Origin of the sequence: Paenibacillus sp. FSL H7-0918, from assembly GCF_038007025.1 — a bacterium.
Classification (GTDB): Bacteria; Bacillota; Bacilli; order Paenibacillales; family Paenibacillaceae; genus Paenibacillus_AQ; species Paenibacillus_AQ odorifer.
Window position 1 is genome coordinate 601,223 of the sequence record NZ_JBBOWJ010000001.1, and the last position, 23,539, is coordinate 624,761.

Below are 23,539 nucleotides of genomic sequence, written 5' to 3' on the forward strand. Positions count from 1 at the left end.
ACTGTGCTCACCAAATCGGTGAGCGCAGTCTTTTTCTATAATGATTATTATTTTGACTCTTTAACAACTAGTTTAAGCGGTGCCGCAATCAGCTTCTCTACGGTTTTGCCTTCTAATACATCCTTAGCGGCTTGAATGGCTAGTTGGCCAATTAATTCAGGCTGCTGCGCAACGGTTCCTGTTAATTTACCAGCTTCGATGGATTTAAGTGCATCTTCATTTCCATCAAAACCAATCACAGGGATATTCTTGCCTGAACTTTGAATGGCTTCAATAGCACCTAGCGCCATTTCATCATTATGAGCGAAAACTGCTTGTACGCCAGGATTTCCTTGTAGAAGGTTCTCCATAACGGTCAGCCCTTTCGTACGGTCGAAATCAGCTGTTTGCTTAGCAATGACCTCTAGCTGGCTGTCCGCAATCTCATGGAATCCCTTACCGCGTTCCCGAGTCGCTGAAGCTCCTGGGGATCCTTCTAGCTCGATGACCTTTGCACCTTTCCCAAGCTGCTCTACAATATATTGTGCCGCCATAGAGCCACCCTTTACATTATCAGAGGCAACAAGAGCTTTGATATCCCCTTGATCTGCGGAACGGTCCAACGTAACGACGGGAATATTTAAACTGTTAGCTGTTTGCACTACTGTCGAGATCGCTGATGAATCCACTGGATTGATCAATAACGCATTCACACCTTTTTGCATCAAATCTTCGACGTCATTACTTTGTTTAGCAGAATCATTTTGGGCATCAATGACAAGGACTTCCAAGCCTTGCTTCTTAGCCTCAGCCAAAACACCATCTTTAACGGATACAAAGAAGGGGTTATTCAATGTAGATATAGATAATCCAATCTTCATGTTCTCCATGCTTCCACCACTGCTAGGCTTAGCCCACTCTGGAGGCTCCAAGGAACAACCTGTCATGAGAATTAATAGTAAGGAAGTAAGAATCAAAGTTAACTTTTTCATGTTGGAATCCCCCTTATACGGCTTTCTTACGGTCTATGAGTACGGCAATGGCAATAACGATCCCTTTGACCACCATTTGGTAAAAAGAGGATACGCCGAGCAAGTTCAATCCATTGTTCAAAATCCCGATAATCAGTGCACCAATCAATGTGCCCACGATACGTCCACGACCACCAGTTAAGCTCGTACCGCCTAATACTACAGCTGCGATAGCATCCAACTCATAAGATGTGCCTGCTGTGGGTTGCGCTGAGTTCAATCTGGAAGTCAGGATCGCTCCTGCCAATGCGGACAACATACCGGTCAATGAATAGATCATTATTTTAATGCGGTCGACTTTAATCCCTGAAATAATAGATGCTTTTTCATTACCACCAATGGCATAGGTTTTACGACCAAATGGAGTTTTGTGCAATACAACCCATAAGACTGCGAAGACGATGATCATTGTTATAGCAGGTACAGGTATTCCCAGTAAATATCCACGGCCAAACAATTGGAAGGTCATGCTGTCTCCGAGACCTGTGATCGGATTACCGTCTGTGTATACAAGTGTTAATCCCCGGAAAATCGTCATGGTCGCCAACGTAGCGATAAATGGCGCCATTTTACCTTTTGTAATCATCAGTCCGTTGACCATCCCCATCACGCCACCCGCTAAACAACCTACAATAATGGCTAAGACAGGATCCCAACCAGACAACATCAGGTTAGCGGTGAAGGCACTGGATAGGGCTAGAATAGAACCCACCGATAAATCGATACCACCCGTTAGAATAACAAAGGTCATCCCAAAAGCGATAAGCGCATTTATGGCAACTTGTCTAAGCAAGTTCAGGATATTAAGGGGCTCCATAAAGCTTGGGTTCAACACCGTAACGATAACAATTAGAATAATCAGCCCTAGTAATGGACCTAGCTTCTGTGTAATTTGCCCGATTTGAAAACCTTTATTTTCTCTCTCACCTTTGATAGTTGTCATTACTATTGCCCCCCTGTAGCTAACGTCATGATTTTTTCTTGCGTAGCTTCTTGTTGTGATAGCTCTCCACTAATTTCCCCTTCATGAACCACTACGATCCGGTCGCTCATTCCTAAGACTTCAGGAAGCTCTGACGATACCATGATTATGGCGACTCCACGTTCCGTTAATTCGTTCATGAGCTGATAGATCTCCCGTTTAGCTCCTACGTCCACTCCACGGGTAGGTTCATCGAGGATAAGCACACTTAAGCCGATCCCAATCCATTTGGCGATGACCACCTTTTGTTGATTCCCCCCGGATAAATTCCGGACTAAAGTGGAGGAAGACTGTGTCTTGATGTGTAGCCGTTTGATAAGTATGTCTACAAATTCTTGTTCTTTTTTATCAATGATTACACCCTTAGGAGCGAAGCTATATAAATTTGTAAGCACCATATTGTCTCGAATAGAGAAATCAAGCACTAACCCTTCATCTTTACGGTCCTCCGTAACGAATCCTATCCCCGCCTTCATCGCATCATTGGGATTTCGAATCGTGACCTTTTCTCCCCGCACCATAATTTCTCCACGGTCTAACGATTCCAAACCGAATAAGGTTCTCATCATTTCTGTTCGTCCAGATCCCATTAATCCCGAGAAACCTAAGATCTCACCCGAACGAACGGAGAAATTAACATCTTTAAATTGCCCTTTTTTCGTGGCATTTTTAACTTCAAGAACAACCTCTCCGGGTTTGGAGGTACGCTCAGGAAACCGGTCGGTTAATTCACGCCCTACCATCTTCCGAACTACATCATCGAAGTTAGTCTCTGGAATGGGCTTCGTGTCTACTGTTTTCCCATCTCGCATGACCGTTATTCGGTCACATATCGTAAAAATCTCTTCCATCCGGTGCGAAATATACACGATGGAGACGCCTTCCTTTTTAAGGGAAGTTATGACTTCGAACAATTTCTGGATTTCCCGTTCGGTTAATGCCGCTGTCGGTTCGTCCATGACGATAACTTTTGCATGAGTCATAAGCGCTTTTGCAATCTCAATCATCTGTTTCTCCCCTACCGAACATTCCCCCGCCTCTTGATTTAAGGGAATCGTTACGGAGAGCTTACGAAACTGTTCATTTGCTAACGCTTTCATTTCTTTCATATTTAAGATCCCTAGTTTGGAGGTTCGTTCCTTACCAATAAACAGATTATCTAGAACTGTCATATCCGGCCACACATTCAACTCCTGATGGATAAAAGCGATCCCATAACGTTCAGCCTCTTTGGGATTGTTAAAGTATGTTTCCTGACCATCTATACTAATGGTTCCTTGATCACGCTGATGCAGTCCAATCAAAATGTTCATCAGAGTAGACTTTCCTGCGCCATTCTCTCCCATTAGGGCATGAACTTCACCATCCTTCAGCTCAAAATCCACACCCGTCAACACACGGTTAGCCCCAAAAGATTTATAAATATCCTTCATCGTAATGTGCATATGCTTTGAACCCCCTTTTTATCAAAAATAGACCCCGGCTTGTAAAATACAATTTGCATACGGCTTAGCTTCCCCCGTACGAATGATGACCTTCGCATGCTGGGTTAACAATTTAAATTGTTCATGTGAAATCGCCTCTATAGGTATTTCCTTAAATTTGTCATTCAAGTATTCAGAAGTGCCTTTATTTTTTGCTGCTAATTCCTCTGCCACGATAACTTTCTCTATGACCATATCCTCTGAAATGATTTCGACAATCTCTTGAAAGCTGGGAACTCCCAATTTAAGCGCTAAATCAATCTTTGGAACACCAGATGGAACGGGTAATCCAATATCAGCAATGACAATCGTATCGGTGTGGCCTAAATCAGTAAGCACTTTGGAAATATGACTGTTTAAGATTCCTTGTTTTTTCATAATTAAAGACTCACCTCCACCTCTACTCTTGTTGGCATGCCACCTTGGGCACCAAATTTTGTGACGGATAAAGAAGCCGCGCGATTGGCAAACTTTACACTAGTACGAATAGACTTGCCTTCAGCTAGAGCAACAGCAAATGCCGCATTAAAAGTATCTCCTGCTCCAGTGGTATCTATAGCATTCACTTTATAGGTGGGAACTAAAACTTCCTGTTTACCATCGTAATAACGTACACCATTGCTGCCCTCGGTTATAAATAACTTATTGGGATATTTGCGTAAAGCTTCAGCAGTACTCATCTCAGGAAATAATATTGCACATTCATGTTCATTGGGAGTTAAATAGGTGGCATTGTTTATAATCGTTTCACTGATAGGCCGAGCAGGTGCTGGGTTAAGCAACATAGGCACATTGAATTTATAGCAAATCTCACTTACATAAGACACCGTCTCTTCCGGAATTTCTTGTTGGATTAATACCATGTCAGAGCCTTTAATATTATCAAGTGCCCGTTCAACCAATGCAGGAGTAACTAAATCATTGGCTCCTTTTACAACGATAATGCTGTTATCGCCTTCCGCTAAAATGATGTGAGCTGTTCCACTTTCGACATGTGTAACCGGTTCCACATTGGCGGTAAAAACGCGATTCTTTTTCAGATTATCCATGATAGCGGTACCATAGAAATCATCACCTACACAACCAACCATTGTAACTTCTGCTCCTAGACGGGCAGCAGCGACGGCTTGGTTCGCACCCTTACCGCCCGGAACGGTGGAGAATTGTTCTCCAAGCACAGTCTCACCCGCGTGAGGCCGCTTATTCGAAGTCACTACTAAATCCATTGAACAGCTGCCAATTACACATATCTTAGCCATATTCATCAACCTTTCTCATGTTGTCATCTATTCTTTACTTCTTGTAGTTTCCCGCTCCACAAAGCTAACGGGTAGTTGAATAATCTTCTCTTCCACCTTATCTTGCTCAATTAGCTTAATAAGTAAACCCGCTGCTTCTCTACCCATATCATGTGCCGGCTGGCGAATGGTGGATAAAGCAGGTGACAACAAGCTGCTGAGCGGGATATCATCAAATCCGATGATTTGCAGATCCTGCGGCACTCTTTTACCTAAACGATGTGCTTCATGAATGACTGCCGTCGCCACAATATCATTACTGGCAATTACGCCATCCGTATCTATATATTTATCAAATAACTCCACAGCCCATTGTTCTGCTACTGTATGGGAGAAGGATGAAGTTTCGATCACATTATAGCTGATTCCCATTTCATTAAGGACTTCAATCGCCCCAAGAAATCGATCTTGTGCAGGTTTGATATGCGCCGGTCCTTGTATCACTGTAATTTTTTTGCTTCCCCGTGCGATAATCTCCTGTGCTGCAAGACGTCCGCCCTTTTTGCCATCTGCGTATACGGAAGGGCTATCATTAGAAGTACGGTCCAGAAATACAACCGGAATCTTCAAGTTAGAATAAACGTCACTCTCAGGGAAATTGGTTGACGATATCATGCCAATGACATTGTTTTGGATAAAGGTTTGAATATAATCCATCTCTTTGTCCTCGTTCTCATCACTATTGCCAAAGATGATCCGATAACCTTGCTCCTGCATCCGATCCTCTATCCCCCGCGCTAACTGCGGGAAGAACGGGTTAGTAATATCAGGCAAGAGCAGCCCGATTAATTTAGATTTCCGCTTGTATAATGATCTTGCAACCTCATTAGGGGTATAATTCATTTCTTTGATCGCTGCCTCAACCTTTTTGCGAGTATCGATATTCACATATCCAGATTCATTTATAACCCGTGAGACTGTTGCTACCGAAACTCCAGCTATTTTTGCGACATCTTTGATCGTCATCATTCTTTCATTCATCCCCCAATGTGTAACCGGTTACATGTATTACATAAATTAGATTATCACATAACCTTTTCATTTACAAATCTTTTTTTCGAACATAAAGCTAACAAAAGATACCAACTATATATCGATATCTTTTGTTATTTGAATTTATTTATCTGCAAAGCGATTTAATAATTTTATTGTATTGAAATGCATACCTTCATGGTAAAGTGTGAAATTTATGAATTCACCGATTGAATTTAGGGTTAATCCACTCCCTGTTGTAAGAGGGGTTACTTGCTCACTTAAGCGATTGTGAAAAGCTTCCTGGATCCGTTTGGGTTGCTCCGTAAGCATCTCAAGTAAAACTTCAAGCGTTGGCGGTTCCTCATTCCACTCGGCTGGTTTAGTCCCTTTCGCAAATAAGCGTTCAAAGCTTGCCGGCAATTGCATAAGCTCCCGAGCAGAATGAAAGGCAAACTTCTCTTGCACCAAATAAATATGTCCCAAATTCCATCGGATATTGTTATTAAACCCTTCTGGAATGCTATTCAAAGTTCCCTCAGATAGTCCCTCGACAGCACGCACAGTAACACTACGCACAAACTTAATTTGTTTGAATACAATTTGATCCATTATGACCCCTCCTAATTTTTATCCATAGTTTACCATAAGATTATCTTTAATTTCCTAATATTATTTTATACTTAATTGTTTCATAACGAGCGTAATAAACAACTGCATATAACTTTCTTGAAGTTTCTTCTTTCTGTAGCCCATCCATATCGAATGCTTGGAGACTACATTTTCTACTGCTACTTTAGCTAATGTTCCCTGATCAAGATAAGGTTTCGCCAACAAAGCGGATACATAACTAATTCCATAACCGGCAATGACAGCTTGAATAACTTCATTCACTCCATTAAATTGAAGCCCAATCGTTGGCTGCTGTACACTTCTTTCTTCACACAACCGGACAAGCCGCTCTCTGGCTGCACTGCCCTCTTCCCTCATAATAAATGCTTCAGACATTACTTCTTCAAAACTAACCTGCTGATTGGCAATAGGGTGATGGGAAGAAACCACGAATACATACTCGTCCCTATATAACTCCCGATGTTCGAACACTCCTGTATTATGCGAAGGAAACTCCATATCACTGTAAATCGCCACGTCTGCTTCAAAATTATTTAATTTTTCCATGACACCATGAGAATTAGTAGTAGTGATCTGAATGTTAACTTCCGGAAAAGATTGTTTGAATAATGACGCCCACCGGGGAATGAGGATGCTTGTCGCTAAATAATTACCTGCAATCCGCAGATTCCCCTCAGGAAATTTGTGATAGTCTTCAATGATTTGCTGGACTTGATCACCCATGGCAAAAAACTTCTCAAGAGGTTCGATTAACCTTTTTCCTAAAGGGGTAAGCACCATCCTCTTTCCTTTAATTTCAAATAATAAAATATGATTCTCCCGTTCAAACTTACGGATTTGCGCTGATATAGCGGGTTGACTGATATGCAAACGTTCAGAGGCTTTGGTCACACTACCTGTGATCGCAACGTAATAAAACAATTTTAATACATGATAGTTCATCGTCAACTCTTCCTCACTTTATAAAATAATATCTGTATTCGCCGCTTATCCTCAGCCATTTTATTATAACTATACATTATGGATGTTAACTATTATATATTGTTTATTTATATTTATTTATCTTATACTTACAACTATTCATAAGGGAGGTCACGTTAATGACAAAGACAGTATTCTACTTAACCCGCCACGGGCAAACAGAATGGAATTTACAAAAACGAATGCAAGGGCATCAAAATTCTGCGCTTACAGCCTTGGGCGAACAGCAGGCGGAATGGTTAAGAGATCGTTTGGAAGTAGAAAACTTAGGCGCAATTTATTCTAGTACTAGTCCAAGAGCATTGCATACTGCGCAGATTTTACGGGGAAAGCGGAGTTTACCTATTCATCAGCAAGTTTCTTTAATGGAAATTAACATGGGGAGCTGGGAAGGAATGAATACGGATCAGATACAACTAGAATCCCCTTTACAATATTCCCATTTTTTCACCAGACCCGATCTATATATTCCTCTAACCTCAGGTGAAACTTACAAGCAGCTTGAACAAAGAGTAGTGCCGACAATGGAGCGCATCATAAACGATAACGTAGGGCTAGAAGTGCTCATCGTCACACATCGGATGACTTTAAAAGTCATTATGGCTTATTTTCTCAATAAATCATTGCAGGAAATTGGGGAGTTACCGGATATTCTCTCTACAGCATTATGTAAAGTAACCCTAACTGATAACAATACAACCATTGATCTGTATGGAGATACTTCACATTATCAATGACTATGGGTCAAAAAATAAAAAGGTAACTCCGATTAACGGGGCTACCTTTATAGGGTTCAACATTAAATATCCACACTTTTGATTATAAAACTGCGGACCTTCATCCATTTGCCTGAAATGAATTCATCAATCGTTTTCGTCTTTGGTCTAACGCAAAAGCGATGTTTTGCCCCTTTATCAAAGCCCACAGCTTCAAAAATTAGGCTATCCCCTATTTGCTCCTTGAAGAACACCTGCTTTAATCCCAACCTATTTAACATTTCAAGCTTTACGCTCTCAATATATGTGCGCGAATACTCCTTAGACATATGTGTTCCTCCTAGTAGTGGTAGTAATATTATAAGTCAATATGAAGAAAATCAACAATAGTTCATATATTCATCCACAAAAAACAACCAGGCAGCGATTCTCCGTTGGAGGTTCACTGCCTGGTGTTTTGGGTCTGCGGTGGTTTGCTTGAGTAGGTTACGAGCTAAGCTTAATCATTTGTAGCTTTCGGATACCCACTCCGTTGTAACGCACTATCTTGGTGAAATTTGTAAGATAACTGCATTCTATACACTTATTCCATATCCACAAGGGCTAATTCTAACTTTAAGTGTATTCTATACAATTAAAAACTAGAGAAGTAGCCTGTAGAGTATTAAATCAAGAAAAATTGATGTACTAAATACAGCTATTTTTATTGGCCGAGCATTTTGAGCATTTTAGTTGTACAAAATACAGTTAAAACCATCTACTGTACACTTCAATACTCCATTACTTGTTACTTCAAAGCTTCCGTCGGCTCTCATATGGTAACTAGATGGGGTGTAGTCCATTATGAGTTTGCCCATTCATACTGATTCCTTTTTCCTGAACCTATCCGAATAATTCTATCTATTTAGTCCTTCAACTTCTACATCTAACTAATCGAAAACATCACTAACTTATTTAACTTCAGTTGCCCCAGTCACTTTACCTTCAATCCCTGCAGTTGCTTTCACATCTTCGTTTGCGAAGTAAAGATTTCCATCAATAGTCGAGGTTTCATGCAGATTAAATCCGTTCGCTTCTACATAAACATCACCTTTAATGGTTCCGCCTTGAACTCGTAAATTTTCACTTTGTACAGTTAACTTAGGTACAGTGAGTGTGTAATTGGCAGTAACTTTGTGATCAGCGTCTTGGGCATAAAGAGCAATCTTACGGTAGATGTCGCCGTCTGCGGCCCCTTTATCATGGAATTCGCCTTCAACAACAACATCTTGGGCAATAGTCACATCATTTAGAATGGCAATAATCCAATTTCCATCTTTACTTACAGCCTTGGTAAACGCATCTGCTTGATTTACGATTGAAGCTGTAGTAACTGCATCCGTTTGCTCTGTAGTTGGAGCCGTAGTAGCCGCCGAATTAGTCGCATTATTATTATTCGCACCACAACCAGACAATACTGCAACCGAGACGCCTGCTACTAACATCATTTTAAATAACTTCATTTTAAATCCCCCTTGTTTTTGATTATAAATTAATTATATATTAAAATTTTTAATAAACAGGTGAAAATTTTCACAATATTGTGTCGTTATCTGAAGCGGTTTCATAAAGATCACTCCTCTCCATCCGGATTCGTATCCACAAGTAACACCTCATCTCGCTGCCCGTTTTAAGTTCATAGATCTTAATACTTATTTACCCAAATTTTAAGAAAGGTCACAAAGGTGATTAATTCCACACAAAAAGGACACTCCCAATAACTGCGGAAGTATCCTCAAAATCTTTATTACTATAAATCTTTAGATTAGATATTCTCTTGAAAAAGATATGGAACCATCATACTCTACACTTACTTTTTTAATGTTAGGTTTATGCAAAACTCCAGCATAAAAATAATACAGCGGAAGGATGACCATTGGGTTAATAAGCATTTTTTCAGCTTTTGCATAAAGCTTGTTTCGTATAATTTAGCTTAAGACGATTATCAAGCAGATCTTCCCAGAGTTGAATCTCAAGGGCTACATTCTTCCATTTCTAGCAACTTAACAGGGTCATCTGACTGCTCACTCCCCCCCATTGACGCTTTAGAATCAGAATGTTAATCTTTAGAAAATATCACAAGGATAAGGGAGCTATTTACTGGTGAAAAAGACAACCATGAAGGACATCGCACTTCGTGCCAATGTCTCCGTCGCAACAGTGAGCTATGTTCTGAATCGTGTCGGCAACCAAACCATTCCTGAGAAAACGCGCCAGCAGATTCTTCAGCTTGCCGAGGAACTGCATTACATACCGAATCTGGCAGCACGTTCACTTGCGAATCAGAAAACAGGATTGGTCGGTGTGCTTGTTAACACAGCAGCCCATACCCCACACTGGAAGCTCCATGCCCAGTTCTCATTTATACATGCCTTGGAACAACGGTTAACAAATGCTGGTTACCATACGCTGCTATATTCACTTGATGTTGACCAGCCTTCTTTGGATATTATCGTAGAAAGAAAGCTGGAGGCTGTATTTCTGATCGATGTGCGCGAGGAAGCCTTTTATTCGATCTCCAAGCATTTTGTAGAAGGAATTCCTTTGATTCTGATCGACAGCATGATAGAAGATAAACTCTTTAAGCAAGTCTTTTTCAACTATCGAGCAGCTCTGCAAAAGGTAAAACCACAGGACCTTTCACAGGTATGTTTAATTATGGAGAGCTTCAATAACTCTTTCCTCACCCGCTTTATTCAGGACAGTCTTCCATTACCTGAAGAAGCGATATTCACCGTTGTCAATTTGGAGGAATTAAATACATTCTTACAGGAGGGGGGCTATAAAGAGGCCATTGTCATTAATGAGTTTATTGGAAGTTACGTTGAAAAAAACGGGAGGTTCGAACAACTCTCTGTTCTTTGCACCTGCAATTGTCCGGAAATATTAGGAGATGACGTTCATAAATTCATTTTCACAGGGGATAAAGCGGCTACTGCATTTGAACTCATGGACAAATTATTGCATCATTCTGACTACTCCGCACAAGAAAATAATTGTTATTTTGTAGAATAATTTTTTTGGCTATTCACTTAAGCGTTTAAGTTGAAAGGAGCATAACTTATGCCTGGTCCTGTATTAGTGAAACAAGTTCCCTCTGCTGTTCAAGCTCATCCCTCTCTTTGGGGAAATCGGAGATTCCTGCTGCTACTCAGTTCGTACTCCATTTCCTTGTTCGGTAACACTTTTCATAGTATTGCTTTAAGTTTATGGGTACTGCAAACGACCGGCAGCGCCAAAATGATTGCCATCATCACGATAATCAATTTATTGCTTAGTTCTTTGCTCGGATCGATAGGGGGAACTTTTGCGGATAGGGTCAATCGTCGAACCCTCATGCTGATCACAGATCTGATAAGTTGCGGACTCGTAGTGACGCTAGCTTTAGCCATTTCCCTGCCCTCTACTTCGTTCATTATCGTCGCCATACTGACGGGTCTTACGACCATTTCAGCTTTATTCCAGTCCCCGGCATACCAAGCTTCTATCACTACTGTTGTTGGTAAAGAACATCTACAAAAAGCGGTAGGACTGTTGAACTTGTCTGAAAACATCTGCCGGACTATTGGTTATTCCGCCGGTGGGATTTTCGTAGCGAGTTTTGGAGCAGCCGACGCTATTTTATTTGATGGAGCTACATTCTTCCTCTCCTTTCTGCTCGTGTTAGCGGTCCGCTCCCTTCCTTTGCCAACTCAATTAAATAACGTGCCCAAGAAAGAACGGAAATTCACACAGGATTTGATCGATGGAATTCGCTATATTTGGAGGTACCCTTTTGCACGCGCCGTTATGATTATGCTTCCTACCTTAACCTTATTTTTTGTCCCCTCCCTGATGTTGACCCAGGTTATGGCTGTCAACGTGTGGGATTCCACTCCCTTTCAGTTTGGACTTATTGAAGCCTGTATTCCACTTGGTTATATGATCGGATCCGGTCTGATCTTACTGCTCGGCTCCAAATTGAAAAACAGAGGTTTCCTTATTATGACTGGACTGCTATGTCTCGGTCCCCTGTACCTCCTGTTATCATTCGTCACTTCCGCTGCGATTGCCATTCCTATCATTCTTGTGATTGGCTTCATGTTCTCATTCTCCACGTTGCTGATTAATACAATCCTTAGGCTGGAAGTTTCAGAAGACATCCAGGGTAGGGTGTTCGGTGTATTAGGTTCTATCATGAGTGTAGCCCCATCCATTGGTCTTACTGCTGTCTCATCCTTGTCTGATCTCTTCAGCCCTGGTCCTGTCATGGGTTCAATCGGAGTCTTACTGCTGCTGTTTGCCTTATCAACTATCACTAAATTAAAGGTAATTCGAAACTACAAGTAATTTCAGAACGTATCCTGTGTTCTTTATCGCCCTCTTTTTCTAATAACGCGTCTAAGATGAAGCTCAAACAGTAATAGAACAACCAGAAAAATCAATAACAGGAGACCCGCTATTCCAGTTAGAAATGGAAATAGGAGTGGGAAGAAAATACTAGGATAGGCCTTAGTAACATCTGAATAATAGCCCATACCCATAAGGGAGGTACCGGAGAACTCGATTAGCTTGACGCCTAAATGATTGTTGCTTCTTTGCGCATAGCTGAGAACCTCTTCGTCTACTTCTCCGTCTTGTGCAATCGTGATGATTTTCCATTTTCTTGTTTCCATGGGTTGACTATCGTCGGTCAGTCTTTGGACTATATTTATTTGATTCTCACCAGTCTTTCGGTCCTTTACTGTGAGAATATCTATCCACGAAAAATACCTGCTGCCTCTGTCCCGATTGGATAGCCATATTTCATCAGGGGTGGAGATTTTTTGATCATTTAATAAGAACTGAACTTTGACAATATCACCAGGCGGGACCTTCTCCTCTTCATCCCATGGGGTCAACTCTGCTTTCCTGCCTGTTTTTTCTTCCCTGATTTTAATATTCTTATCATCAACCGTTATCTCTTGTACGTTTATTGGGTTATATTCTTTTTCAGCATGCTTTATCTCATAACGCTGATTAATTTGATCAGAGATTATGTACTCACGTATATAGTTGAACAATGGGTTAAAAGAAATCGCCAACAAAAATAGCGAGACGCCAGATATAACTATAAACTTCTTCATAAGTCCTCCTTTTTAACGTACAGTCAGTTTAAACTTTTGGCGTGAACCCCCTTCCGGTCCATCGGAACACACTCATCCATTTATATCTTCCATCGTAGCGTTAATAACATTCATAAATAAGTTCTCCTTTAATAGATTAGGCACTACCTTCCTCTAAATCTCCCAACCATAATAAACATTGTGGAATAAAATCAGCGTAGTCGTGTAATGCATTAATCGTACGGATTACCTCACGAGTACCCAGCTCCCGTTCTGCATCATCTGAGCTCTCCAGTCCTAGCGAACGTCTGATATTGTAAGCTAACCATTCTAATTTTCTCAAAAAGCCATAGTTGAGCACAACCTGCCAATCCGCATAAATCTCTCCGCCATGCTCCAGATAGCTGTTAATCAAATTTGAGAATGCCTTTTTGCTTAAATCTCCCGATTCAGAACCTGACCAATATAAAGCTACATCTATCAGCTCTAACGTAGGATGAATAGGTCCTGCTGCTTCCCAATCGATTATTATCGGAACTTTCTGCTCATCCCACAAGACATTTTTGGGGTCTAAATCCCGATGGCTGATAACATAATGATTCGTCAATAGACTCGCTGAAGAATGAATCAATGACTCCCAATTCTCTATCTTATGCAGGTGATCTGCCAGCAAGCTTGACCATTCTGCACCCTGCTGCTCTCCTTTGAGAGCAAGCTCCTTCCAATTTTCAACTGCAGCATTAGACGCTTTAAGCGTTTCAAAGTGATGATCATCCGTTCCCTGTGAGAAATCGATGATGTGGAGCTGCGCAAGAATTGCCCCAATCTTTTTACAACAATCTAAATCTATTTCATCTAAAGGTAATGCCTTCCCCTGAACCCATGGAAACAATAAATAAAATTGCCCTTCAACCTCGTGCATACTACTGCCATTAGATACGATTGCCGGGACAGCATGGATTCCCTTTTGATAAGCCAGATTCGCAACCATTTCAGAAAAAATATAATTGGACATTGCTGTATCTCGTTGCATAATTTGAGGATTTAAGACCTTTACTGCGTATTGCGCTTTATCCGTTTGCAGGCGATACATTCTGTGCAAGAGTCCGCCTGTTATCGGTTCAGGTTCATTCATCAACAGACCCAGATTATATTTGGCACAAAGTGTAGCGAATTTTAAATTATAGCTTATATTTTCCATGTTATGTATTCCTTTCTGTGTGAGTAAAGTCGTACTCATTTAAAATGGTTCAAGTAAATTTAAAACATATTTTTATCTTTATGAAATATTATGTACTGTTCACTATGACATCCTGTGTAACCCTCGTGAACCAAAAATGAAAAGGAGGCTTCGTTAATGAGTAAGCGGTTACATCAATCAGGGTATCTTGTAATCATTTGGTTTTTAGTCTTTACCTTAGGGACGGCAGCTTTTGGCTCTCTTTCCTCTGTGTCGGCAGCATCTGCCCGGCAAGCGGAAAAGCTAAATCGGGGACTAGTAGCAGTGAAGGTATCCAGCGGTGTATTTGTGAGCTGGCGGCTACTCGGAACAGAAGAACTGTCGGTTTCTTTTAATTTATACCGCAATGGTACAAAAGTAAACGTTACCCCAATCACGGACAGCACGAATTATCAGGATAACGCTGGCATAACTTCGTCTAGCTATACAGTTCGAGCAATCGTCGGCGGTATTGAGCAATCAGATTCCCCAGCAGCAAATGTATGGGCCAACAATTATTTGGACGTTCCGATTCAGATTCCGGCAGGTGGCACTACGCCAGATGGCGTAAGTTATACCTATAGTGCCAATGATGCCAGCGTGGGCGACTTAGACGGTGACGGGGAATATGAAATCGTGTTGAAGTGGGATCCTTCCAATTCCAAAGACAACTCGCAAAGTGGCTATACAGGCAACGTCTATCTGGATGCCTATAAGCTGAATGGAACTCGGCTATGGCGAATTGATCTGGGTAAAAATATTCGGGCTGGCGCACATTATACTCAATTTCTAGTCTATGATTTCAATGGTGATGGTAAAGCCGAAGTAGTCTGCAAAACAGCAGACGGTACAGTTGATGGAGTTGGCGTAACCCTTGGAAACACAAGTGCAGATTATCGCAACTCCAGTGGATATATCCTGACCGGGCCTGAATATCTGAGTGTATTTTCCGGACAAACGGGCAAAGCCTTAACCACGATTGATTATGTTCCTGCCAGAGGAACCGTATCCAGTTGGGGTGACAATTACGGCAATCGAGTAGACCGCTTTTTAGCAGGTGTAGCCTATCTGGATGGAGTACATCCAAGCATCATTATGGCACGTGGTTATTATACACGCACAGTCGTTGTAGCTTTTGACTGGAATGGCAGTGCTTTGACCCGTAAATGGACCTTTGATAGCAATAGCTCCACCAATGCTGGAACCGCCGGTCAAGGTAATCATAGCTTAAGTGTAGCCGATGTGGATAACGATGGTAAGGATGAGATCATTTATGGTGCCTTAACCATTGATAATAACGGTGCGACCTTATACAATACAGGGCTGGGTCATGGAGACGCGCTGCATGTAGGTGATTTAAATCCGAACCGCCCCGGTCTCGAAGTTTTTAAAGTCATGGAAAATACTAGTTCTCCCTATGGCGCTGCGGTATGGGATGCTGCAAACGGGACGGTCTTATGGGGTGTATACACGGGAAAAGATACCGGCCGGGGGATGGCTGCCGATATTGATCCCAATTATCCCGGGGAAGAGGTATGGGCTCACGGCGTTGGCCTATACTCCATTACAGGCACCAAAATAAGCAGCTCAATGCCTTCTGTGAATTTTGGAATCTGGTGGGATGGCGACTTGTCCCGCGAACTGCTGGATGGTGTCAAGATTGATAAATGGAACCCTGCAAGCAACTCCGTTACCAATTTATTAACCGGAGCGAGCGTAGCATCCAACAATAGTACCAAAGCAACGCCAAGCCTACAGGCCGACCTGCTTGGAGACTGGCGCGAAGAGGCTATCTGGAGAAAGTCCGATAACTCGGCTCTACGAATCTATACAACTACGAACATCACCACTAATAAAATATATACCTTAATGCATGATCCAGTATATCGGTTAAGCATTGCCTGGCAGAATACAGCTTACAATCAACCTCCGCACACAGGATTTTTCCTAGGCAACGGTATGGCCACTGTGTCTAAACCCAATATCTACGTAGTGCCGTAAGCTTTCTAAAGAATCAGTAAGTGAACAAAAAAGCAATTGCTGTTATCCGGATGTGCCGGGGCAACTGCTTTTTTGTTCGGTTTATACCAGCATCAGCAATGATCGAGGTGCGTTAATAGTTTTTTTAATTGTTTAATGCCTTCGCATTGAGTGGTTATTATTGCATATAGGATAGGTTTTAGTGCTGGGCAGATATTAAACTGCAAAACGTTGTTTGACATTCGTACAGCGCCCTCATGATGGGGTATCATCTCTCGTACAAAATTAGCATTTACTCCGTTGGTTACAGTTGCCGATCCCATTTCTGAGAACATTGTTTGCGTTACTTGCTCGAATTTCTTCATGTATTGAGATCGTTCAAAATCTGTATTCGTCAGCATTCTGCATTTGCACTGGATAGCTTGCATATTGGAGATACTTTTAGTTTGTGCTGAAATGATATTTGTAGCAATACGCTGTAGTTCAAGATTGGTCGTGTATTTAAGAATATTACGAGACATCTCAATAGCTGCGATATGATGTGGTATCATCTGTTGAATAAAGGTGTCTGATATACTACACGATAGCGGAACACATGTCATTCTTCTAATCATGGTATTTAGAATATTATAATAAGCATTCAGATAAGCTTGTGTCACATTGCTTAGTTTGCAGTTTCTATCCATAAGGTTCATAACTCCTTTCTGGATAGTGTATGAGAAACGTTATGGGTATGATCCTAGATCCCCAATTAGAACCCCAGCTTTAATAGCCAAGCTGCAAGCTTCTCCTCCCGCCTTTTCAATTCCCCATCTACGCGATTATATTTTCCAAGCCGTTGCTCAGCTGCAATGCTGCCATCTAGCATATACAAGACACGCTCAGCTTGAGCAGCGACTTTAGCATCATGTGTGGCGATTATAAGCGTTGTTCCTGATTGATTAATATCTGCTAATATGTCCATGATTTCACTAGCTGCTTTTGAGTTAAGCGCCCCGGTTGGCTCATCGCCAAATAATATATCTGGCTGATTAATGAGTGCTCTGCAGATTGCTGCTTTTTGTAATTGTCCTCCTGACACCTGTGTAATATCACGTTCAGCCAGCGCAGATATTCCTGTTTTGTTCATTAACTCAGCTGCTCTTTTATTGATAGTTCTACGGCTGCTGGTTCTCGCCCGATAAGCAGACAGGATGATATTGTCGCGGATATTCAAGTTTTTTAACAGATGCATTTGCTGAAAAATAAAGCCCATATGCTTTAAGCGCAGACCGGCTAATTCGTTCTCTGAAACTCCGCTGATCTCCTGCCCTTTAAAAATAACACTTCCCTCTGTCAACTTATCCATCCCGCTGATCGTATACAGCAATGTTGATTTTCCTGAACCAGAAGGTCCCATGACAGCTATGAATTCCCCCTGAGACACCTGAAGCTGAACATCCTTTAATATCGACTGCGGAGTTCCTTGCCCTGTTGAATAACTTTTTATTAACCCTTTCGTCTCTAATATGAACATTCTGCCACCTCCTATCATTCGGCAATTAGTTTGGCTATACTGGATTTTCTGATTGAGATCGTGCTTGTTACGGTGGTGAGCGCTACAATCAGCATGACAAGTAGAGGAAGCATAAGATAGGCTACCGCCGGATTGACTACAAACTGTATCTTAGAAGCCCCCATGAAAGAGCCTAGCATTTGAGCAATTTTTTGCCCGAGAGTGTTAGCAGCAATAGTACCAAGAATGACGCCCAGCCCTGATATTATCAGCATCCTTACCAGATACTGCCTACGAATATCTCCTAACGTAAAGCCAACACTTCTCAAAATAGCGGTTTGCGAAGAATCCTTGGCAAGCAGCATTTTCAGAAATAAAGAGGTAATCAATATCGAAATCGAAAATGCGATAACGATGGATAAGCCTGTAACCAGCTTCAATTGGCGAATTGTATTTCCTAATGTCTGAGCTAAATAGCTTTGCAGATGAGTGATTTTTGCTGGATAAAATAATTTGGTGTACTGATCCATTTTTGCCTGGACGGAAATTCCCGGATTCACATCCAAAGCTACTACATACCAGAGAACCGTCTTCGAATCATATGGCAATTGCGCTTTTGCGGTTCGGCCACCATTAGTTATATCCTGATAGATCCCGCTAACGGTCAATTTTCTTGCCACCCCAGCAACCTCTAAATGAACGATATCCCCCACCTTTTTATTCAGTTCCTTGGCGTTCAGGTCAGAAAGAGCGATCTCATTTGCACTTCTAGGAGTTCCTCCATGAACATACGAGAGCGGAAAAATAGTAAAGTCACCGGTTTCAACATTTAGCGATTCCCATACACCATCACTACCTAATACCTTAAATCTAGAAGTAATCAGTGGAGAAAATTTAGAGATGTCCGGGTCATTTTCAAGCTTGGTTATCATCTCATTAAAACGCTTCTCTATTTGGTTCGATTGCTGCAAATCAATGCGAATATCGCTCTGACCGACGCCCATATAAGAAACAAACCGGGGAGACTGAAGGGTATTCAATATATTCACTGGCACTAGAACGATAAACAAACTGATCACAAATACGAAGAACAATAATCCGTACATGGTGAAGCGCCCGTAAACATCTTTTACCCCGAGAAAAGCATTCACGTTAACAAATTTACGCTTGCTAAGTGAAAATCCGCTTGTGTTCATCCTTGCTTCACCCCTCGTACCTGACCGTAAAGCTTCTACAACCGTGATGCGATTAAAGCGTCTAAGAATCATCCGGCAAAAGAATACAACAACTCCAAAGATCAAACCTACCGCCAGGACAGGAACAAAATATTGAAGGATACTGGCAGGAGCAACGCCCAAATACAAAGTAATATTGGCTGTAAACAAACGCACCACACCTAAAGACAGTAAATATCCACATACAGAGGCGACGGCTGCCATCACGATATATTTTGCTAAATAAATGCTGCGAATATCTTGCTGCGTGATCCCAATCGCTTTCATGACACCTATCTCTCTGTAATCCTCTTCCAAGGTAGCGATCATCGTAAATCTGAGACATAAAATAGCAATCAGCATCAGCAGAACACTTACCAAAATAATAACAACTGCGATAATCCCGTCCGTCAGTGCATTCAGCGTTTTAAATAAAGGATAGTCAATGGAGGGGCCTTTATTGGGCAGATTTGAGGATTGATACTCATTGCGGAAATCATTGAGCTTAGATAGATCTGTAAGCTGAAATTCAATCAGGTATTCAGGTTCGCCGAGCTGTTGTTTAAGCGCTGTAAAGTCAGCAGCATTTACGACAAAACGTTTGGAGCTGACCATGGCTGGATTCATTTGGACATCCCTTACAAAATCAGTAATCACAAACTTTTTATCGAACTGTTCACCTAGAACGCTAACTATGTCGCCGATTTTCAGATTCTTTTGCTTCATATAATAAATGGGGACAGCGATTTCTCCTGCCGATACCTCAATCACCTTGTTCTCTAAATTCAGCAGCAAATCAAATGAAGGGTTCTGCTCTACAAAGCCGATATCCATCACGCTGTTTGCTTCCGAGCCTTGGTTACTGCCTAGATAAACGTTAGATCCATCCAAGTTAAGCATCTCTACGGTTTGTTGGTCTTTCACCAGTGGATTAGCGGCTGTAAAGCTCTCGATTGCTGAGCTGTCGATTTGTCCTGCGTGCATCTGCACGAAATGAGGGGCTTTGGATTTAATCAATAGCTGATTCAAGGACCCCGACAATTCAATAATCACTTGCGACGCTGAAGCAACAAGCAAAGCCGATAACATGATAAACACAAATAATCCGAAGGTAATGATTTTATTGCGTTGAAGGTCTCTTTTTACAATTCGTAGCAGCATTGACGGGCCTTCTCCTCTCTAATACGGAATTCAATTATTCACGTTCAAGGCAGCGAATTGATTTCATTCTGGGGATCACAAATGCCATAATAATGATGAGCAAACCAGAGATGATAAATAATAAACCGATTCCCCGTCCTTCCCCAGTGCCTATCACCTTACCTACTGATGAAGCAAGCAGACCTCCCTCTCGTAAAAGAGGATTAAACACTTGATCAGCCAATATGCCAGCAAAAGCATACGCAGCCACATAACCGAGTTGTGATAAAATGCCAATGATCCCCCATGCCCGCCCCTGTGTGTCATTTGGGATATGGTTGCGAATCATAACATCAGCACTGGTATTAACAAAAGGCAACGTTGCAAAAAATAAAAAGCCAGCAGCTGTAATAAAAGCAACATTCGTGGTCAGACCCACCAAAGAAAAAAACAGTCCGGCGAATCCTAGGCCGAGCGCTAATACTTTGATATATTTACGATCGATGCTAAAAACTCCAATAATCAGACTGCCGAGCAACATCCCTATAGCACTTACAGACAATACCGTGCCTAGAGTTTTCGTATCCGTAAAGGGTAGAAGCATAGGCGTATATAAGGTTTGGAGAAAACCCACATAAAAAGTAACGACAGACAAAATGATCGTAAGCTGCAGTACACCTTTCGTGTAAATAAGAGCATCCCAGCCCTCCTTCAAATCTTTTACAAACGACTGATTCGTTGGAACTCTGTGTTCAGTCTGTAGATTCCTGCGAACAGCCATCACTGCAAGAACTGTAACTAGAAAGGTTGAGATATCTATAAGCAGGATAGTTTTTATATCCATAAAGCTAAGCAAAATCCCGGCAAGGATAGGAGAAAGAAGATATTTTGAGGACGCAGCAAGCTGAACTAAGCCACTGGCCTTAGCAAATTGCTTCTCTGTTAATAAATCTGTAATGGTAGCTTTGTAGGCAGGTTCAAGCAAGGATACAAAAATCGAACTAAACGTCACGCCCAGACAAATCTGCCATAATTGAGGTTCACCCAGCAGCATGATGATGAGAACATATACAAGTCCAAAAGCAGACAACAAATCCCCTGCTATCATCATCAATCGCCGATCAAACCGATCCGCTAACACGCCGCCAAAAGGACTGAGCACAATGGAAGGGAGAAAAGCACATAAGGTTAAAAGTGCCACGCTAGAGGCAGTCTGTGTCATCTGGAACACATAAACCCCTAAGGTGAAAGCTGTCAACCCGCTGCCAACACTGGATATCCACTCCCCCATCCAAATGATCATAAAATTTCCGAAGGATTTGTTGTTCAGAATATTCCCTCTCCCCTACTCAAACATTTGAAACACATAGTCGAAGCTGCCCTTCTCCGCCCCCAGCGTAATTTCCATCGTATAGATAAAAGCTCTTATCTTCTGGATGATTTCCTCAGGCTGCCACTTGAATATCCCTTCATCAAAAAGAAATTGAGAGGTAATCAATAGAAATTCCATCGTCTCCCGGGGATACGGATTGTGAAACAGTCCCTCCTCTATGCCCTGCTCAATGACCTCCGTCAAAACAGGAGTTAGCCGCAAAATGGTTTCCACCAAGCTTTTCTGGTGCAGCTGTGCATTATCAGCCTGATGGAACTGCTCAATCATTTGGCTTTTTCTGTCCGTATCCGGCTTTTGCGCCATAATGATTTGCAGCAGCTTTTCATGAACGGTCAGCTTAGGATCTGCAGCAATTTGCTTAGCAGCTGCTACACCAGCATCAATAAATCGCAGCACAACAGCATCCATGACCTCTTCCTTCGATTTAAAATAATAGTAGAAGGTTCCCTTCGCGATACCTATAGCCTGCAAGACATCATTCACTGTCGTTTTGGTATACCCTTTCGTAAAAAACAGCATTTCTGCTGTATCCAATATTTCATTTCTACGTTCTTCCGCTTCTTTGGAAATTCTCATCTGCAACGTCCTCCATTCTATCGACCGACCGTCGGTCTATTCCAATTATATACAAACATTAGATCCTGTCAAGATTAATCCGGCATCACAAAAAGAGAGAATTCCAAAAGCTACGTTATAGCAGCTGGAACTCCCTCGTTTTGGGATATACTGTTGGGTTTAACTGTTGAGTTTTAGTCTTACTGTTTACTGTTTGGTCTTATTGTTTACTGTTTGGTTTTACTGTTTGGTCTTATTGTTTACTGTTTGGTCTTACTGCTGCGTTTTACTTTTAGCTTGCTCTTTGATCTGATCCGTTGAGCGAAACCTTTGCTCGCGTTGTAACACTAAACTACTAAACTTCGTTTGCTTGGATCACATTTGCACTTACGACGCAGCTTATCGGACACAGCTGACCTTATACGCTGCATTATCCCCCATTTGGATTCCTAACGGACCGCATAGCACCTATTGGCATCAAAAACACCACAAAAGACCGCTTCCTCAAGGAATAGCTGCACTGGAGTCCGAAAACCGGCTCAAAGGGCTATAAATTTGCAAATAGCGTCCTCTGGGTCCTTAAGCAACACGGGATAGGGATTCAATAGGTAATCAATAGGTATTCAATAGGTATTAATTACCTAAGTTCGGACTAAGTGGCTTCCGGCTGCAGATTTTGCCCCCAAACGGCTTCCCTGTATAGAATGCTGCTATTTCGCATGAGCTTCTGCAATCCCGTCTCAAATAGATTATCTAATCCGCCGGATTGTACTAATGAAAATTTGCTGCCCAAGGAATAGGCTATATAATAATCCGCCCAACTGCTATAACGTTCTTGTAGCTGCCTTGCGGCTTCTATTTTGTATTCCCAGGCTTCTTCCTTCTTCAAATAATCCTCAACATAACCAATCCGGCTCAGATAAATTACCCAAGCTAATCCAAAAGCAGAAATGTCACCAGAAGGCAACTGATGTATACCTTGTGCAACAACCTTCAGATTAACAAAATCCTCATGATCCTTATGTGCCTCAAGATATTTACTGCGTGAGGTTTCGGAAAGTGTGGCTAAACGAGCATGTAAAGATCTATATTCTGCACGGTTGCCATCTTCTAGAAGCCAGCGAATCTGGCGATGAAAGGAGTTAGCATCCTCGATATTCCATCTTTCACAAGCATTTTTGATTAATCCTCTTTTGAAGAAGACATTACTGAAATCAAACTCATAAACCACATAGTATCTCCCTAAGAGACCACGTATGCAGGTAGAGGAAAGACAGCGGAAATACATTTCCAATCGTTTTCTTTGCTTAACATTGTATTCCTTCAGCATGTAGAGCCTCCTGA

22 protein-coding genes are annotated in these 23,539 nt (G+C 41.7%); 4 read left to right on the top strand and 18 right to left on the bottom strand.

What is annotated here, in order from left to right:
- Positions 1-47 precede the first annotated feature (47 nt).
- The 8 genes from rbsB to MHI15_RS02920 form a co-directional block, all read right to left on the bottom strand.
- Complete coding sequence (gene rbsB / locus MHI15_RS02885; protein WP_076183044.1) at positions 48-971, bottom strand: ribose ABC transporter substrate-binding protein RbsB; 924 nt, start codon at positions 969-971, stop codon at positions 48-50.
- A 13-nt stretch (positions 972-984) separates the two neighbouring features.
- A complete protein-coding gene (locus MHI15_RS02890) occupies positions 985-1,953 on the bottom strand; it encodes an ABC transporter permease subunit (protein WP_076127362.1) in 969 nt (322 codons plus the stop codon).
- 2 nt (positions 1,954-1,955) lie between these two features.
- Positions 1,956-3,437 (bottom strand): sugar ABC transporter ATP-binding protein, encoded by a 1,482-nt coding sequence (locus MHI15_RS02895; RefSeq protein ID WP_076218180.1) that lies wholly within the window; start codon positions 3,435-3,437, stop codon positions 1,956-1,958.
- A gap of 21 nt (positions 3,438-3,458) precedes the next feature.
- Complete coding sequence (gene rbsD, locus MHI15_RS02900; protein WP_076127366.1) at positions 3,459-3,854, bottom strand: D-ribose pyranase; 396 nt, start codon at positions 3,852-3,854, stop codon at positions 3,459-3,461.
- Between the two features lie 2 nt (positions 3,855-3,856).
- Positions 3,857-4,735 carry a ribokinase gene (gene rbsK / locus MHI15_RS02905; protein WP_076127398.1) on the bottom strand — a complete coding sequence of 293 codons (879 nt, stop codon included), beginning with the start codon at positions 4,733-4,735 and terminating at the stop codon, positions 3,857-3,859.
- Between the two features lie 27 nt (positions 4,736-4,762).
- Positions 4,763-5,743, bottom strand: coding sequence for a LacI family DNA-binding transcriptional regulator (locus MHI15_RS02910; protein WP_076127368.1), 981 nt, complete (start codon positions 5,741-5,743; stop codon positions 4,763-4,765).
- 147 nt (positions 5,744-5,890) lie between these two features.
- Positions 5,891-6,358 (bottom strand): DinB family protein, encoded by a 468-nt coding sequence (locus MHI15_RS02915; protein WP_076127369.1) that lies wholly within the window; start codon positions 6,356-6,358, stop codon positions 5,891-5,893.
- Positions 6,359-6,418: 60 nt separating this feature from the next.
- Positions 6,419-7,321 carry a LysR family transcriptional regulator gene (locus tag MHI15_RS02920; RefSeq protein WP_341164110.1) on the bottom strand — a complete coding sequence of 301 codons (903 nt, stop codon included), beginning with the start codon at positions 7,319-7,321 and terminating at the stop codon, positions 6,419-6,421.
- Between the two features lie 158 nt (positions 7,322-7,479).
- Between MHI15_RS02920 and MHI15_RS02925 the strand changes: the two genes are divergently transcribed.
- Positions 7,480-8,097, top strand: a complete 618-nt coding sequence (locus MHI15_RS02925) for a histidine phosphatase family protein (RefSeq protein WP_076301738.1) — start codon at positions 7,480-7,482, stop codon at positions 8,095-8,097.
- A gap of 62 nt (positions 8,098-8,159) precedes the next feature.
- Here MHI15_RS02925 and MHI15_RS02930 read toward each other — a convergent pair whose 3' ends face one another.
- Together MHI15_RS02930 and MHI15_RS02935 are read right to left on the bottom strand one after the other, a co-directional pair.
- A complete protein-coding gene (locus MHI15_RS02930) occupies positions 8,160-8,405 on the bottom strand; it encodes a hypothetical protein (RefSeq protein WP_036688955.1) in 246 nt (81 codons plus the stop codon).
- Between the two features lie 621 nt (positions 8,406-9,026).
- Complete coding sequence (locus MHI15_RS02935) at positions 9,027-9,578, bottom strand: polymer-forming cytoskeletal protein (RefSeq protein WP_076183054.1); 552 nt, start codon at positions 9,576-9,578, stop codon at positions 9,027-9,029.
- Between the two features lie 640 nt (positions 9,579-10,218).
- On the opposite strand from MHI15_RS02935, the gene MHI15_RS02940 reads away from it, so the two are divergent.
- Together MHI15_RS02940 and MHI15_RS02945 are read left to right on the top strand one after the other, a co-directional pair.
- Positions 10,219-11,130, top strand: coding sequence for a LacI family DNA-binding transcriptional regulator (locus MHI15_RS02940; RefSeq protein WP_076129864.1), 912 nt, complete (start codon positions 10,219-10,221; stop codon positions 11,128-11,130).
- A 48-nt stretch (positions 11,131-11,178) separates the two neighbouring features.
- Positions 11,179-12,444 (top strand): MFS transporter, encoded by a 1,266-nt coding sequence (locus MHI15_RS02945; RefSeq protein ID WP_341164111.1) that lies wholly within the window; start codon positions 11,179-11,181, stop codon positions 12,442-12,444.
- A gap of 23 nt (positions 12,445-12,467) precedes the next feature.
- Here MHI15_RS02945 and MHI15_RS02950 read toward each other — a convergent pair whose 3' ends face one another.
- Together MHI15_RS02950 and MHI15_RS02955 are read right to left on the bottom strand one after the other, a co-directional pair.
- The gene (locus tag MHI15_RS02950) at positions 12,468-13,220 is read right to left on the bottom strand and encodes a hypothetical protein (RefSeq protein WP_280753048.1); all 753 of its coding nucleotides are present in this window, start codon (positions 13,218-13,220) and stop codon (positions 12,468-12,470) included.
- Between the two features lie 136 nt (positions 13,221-13,356).
- The gene (locus tag MHI15_RS02955; protein ID WP_341164112.1) at positions 13,357-14,400 is read right to left on the bottom strand and encodes a phosphotransferase; all 1,044 of its coding nucleotides are present in this window, start codon (positions 14,398-14,400) and stop codon (positions 13,357-13,359) included.
- 156 nt (positions 14,401-14,556) lie between these two features.
- On the opposite strand from MHI15_RS02955, the gene MHI15_RS02960 reads away from it, so the two are divergent.
- Positions 14,557-16,419, top strand: a complete 1,863-nt coding sequence (locus MHI15_RS02960) for a rhamnogalacturonan lyase (RefSeq protein ID WP_179086269.1) — start codon at positions 14,557-14,559, stop codon at positions 16,417-16,419.
- Positions 16,420-16,511: 92 nt separating this feature from the next.
- Here MHI15_RS02960 and MHI15_RS02965 read toward each other — a convergent pair whose 3' ends face one another.
- The 6 genes from MHI15_RS02965 to MHI15_RS02990 all read right to left on the bottom strand — a co-directional run bounded on the left by MHI15_RS02965 (position 16,512) and on the right by MHI15_RS02990 (position 23,525).
- Positions 16,512-17,084, bottom strand: a complete 573-nt coding sequence (locus MHI15_RS02965; protein WP_340010636.1) for a DUF305 domain-containing protein — start codon at positions 17,082-17,084, stop codon at positions 16,512-16,514.
- Between the two features lie 65 nt (positions 17,085-17,149).
- A complete protein-coding gene (locus MHI15_RS02970) occupies positions 17,150-17,914 on the bottom strand; it encodes an ABC transporter ATP-binding protein (protein WP_341164113.1) in 765 nt (254 codons plus the stop codon).
- Positions 17,915-17,928: 14 nt separating this feature from the next.
- Positions 17,929-20,268, bottom strand: coding sequence for an ABC transporter permease (locus MHI15_RS02975; protein ID WP_341164114.1), 2,340 nt, complete (start codon positions 20,266-20,268; stop codon positions 17,929-17,931).
- A gap of 34 nt (positions 20,269-20,302) precedes the next feature.
- Positions 20,303-21,550 carry an MFS transporter gene (locus tag MHI15_RS02980; RefSeq protein WP_341164115.1) on the bottom strand — a complete coding sequence of 416 codons (1,248 nt, stop codon included), beginning with the start codon at positions 21,548-21,550 and terminating at the stop codon, positions 20,303-20,305.
- Between the two features lie 42 nt (positions 21,551-21,592).
- Positions 21,593-22,216: a TetR/AcrR family transcriptional regulator gene (locus MHI15_RS02985; protein WP_076129871.1), complete on the bottom strand. Its 624-nt coding sequence runs from the start codon at positions 22,214-22,216 to the stop codon at positions 21,593-21,595.
- A gap of 631 nt (positions 22,217-22,847) precedes the next feature.
- A complete protein-coding gene (locus tag MHI15_RS02990) occupies positions 22,848-23,525 on the bottom strand; it encodes a DUF1266 domain-containing protein (RefSeq protein WP_051491590.1) in 678 nt (225 codons plus the stop codon).
- Positions 23,526-23,539 lie beyond the last annotated feature (14 nt).

Coding starts and splice junctions, on each gene's coding strand:
- rbsB (WP_076183044.1), bottom strand. CDS start 971: ATGAAAAAGTTAACTTTGATTCTTACTTCCTTACTATTAATTCTCATG.
- MHI15_RS02890 (WP_076127362.1), bottom strand. CDS start 1,953: ATGACAACTATCAAAGGTGAGAGAGAAAATAAAGGTTTTCAAATCGGG.
- MHI15_RS02895 (WP_076218180.1), bottom strand. CDS start 3,437: ATGCACATTACGATGAAGGATATTTATAAATCTTTTGGGGCTAACCGT.
- rbsD (WP_076127366.1), bottom strand. CDS start 3,854: ATGAAAAAACAAGGAATCTTAAACAGTCATATTTCCAAAGTGCTTACT.
- rbsK (WP_076127398.1), bottom strand. CDS start 4,735: ATGGCTAAGATATGTGTAATTGGCAGCTGTTCAATGGATTTAGTAGTG.
- MHI15_RS02910 (WP_076127368.1), bottom strand. CDS start 5,743: ATGATGACGATCAAAGATGTCGCAAAAATAGCTGGAGTTTCGGTAGCA.
- MHI15_RS02915 (WP_076127369.1), bottom strand. CDS start 6,358: ATGGATCAAATTGTATTCAAACAAATTAAGTTTGTGCGTAGTGTTACT.
- MHI15_RS02920 (WP_341164110.1), bottom strand. CDS start 7,321: ATGAACTATCATGTATTAAAATTGTTTTATTACGTTGCGATCACAGGT.
- MHI15_RS02925 (WP_076301738.1), top strand. CDS start 7,480: ATGACAAAGACAGTATTCTACTTAACCCGCCACGGGCAAACAGAATGG.
- MHI15_RS02930 (WP_036688955.1), bottom strand. CDS start 8,405: ATGTCTAAGGAGTATTCGCGCACATATATTGAGAGCGTAAAGCTTGAA.
- MHI15_RS02935 (WP_076183054.1), bottom strand. CDS start 9,578: ATGAAGTTATTTAAAATGATGTTAGTAGCAGGCGTCTCGGTTGCAGTA.
- MHI15_RS02945 (WP_341164111.1), top strand. CDS start 11,179: ATGCCTGGTCCTGTATTAGTGAAACAAGTTCCCTCTGCTGTTCAAGCT.
- MHI15_RS02950 (WP_280753048.1), bottom strand. CDS start 13,220: ATGAAGAAGTTTATAGTTATATCTGGCGTCTCGCTATTTTTGTTGGCG.
- MHI15_RS02955 (WP_341164112.1), bottom strand. CDS start 14,400: ATGGAAAATATAAGCTATAATTTAAAATTCGCTACACTTTGTGCCAAA.
- MHI15_RS02960 (WP_179086269.1), top strand. CDS start 14,557: ATGAGTAAGCGGTTACATCAATCAGGGTATCTTGTAATCATTTGGTTT.
- MHI15_RS02965 (WP_340010636.1), bottom strand. CDS start 17,084: ATGGATAGAAACTGCAAACTAAGCAATGTGACACAAGCTTATCTGAAT.
- MHI15_RS02970 (WP_341164113.1), bottom strand. CDS start 17,914: ATGTTCATATTAGAGACGAAAGGGTTAATAAAAAGTTATTCAACAGGG.
- MHI15_RS02975 (WP_341164114.1), bottom strand. CDS start 20,268: ATGCTGCTACGAATTGTAAAAAGAGACCTTCAACGCAATAAAATCATT.
- MHI15_RS02980 (WP_341164115.1), bottom strand. CDS start 21,550: ATGATCATTTGGATGGGGGAGTGGATATCCAGTGTTGGCAGCGGGTTG.
- MHI15_RS02985 (WP_076129871.1), bottom strand. CDS start 22,216: ATGAGAATTTCCAAAGAAGCGGAAGAACGTAGAAATGAAATATTGGAT.
- MHI15_RS02990 (WP_051491590.1), bottom strand. CDS start 23,525: ATGCTGAAGGAATACAATGTTAAGCAAAGAAAACGATTGGAAATGTAT.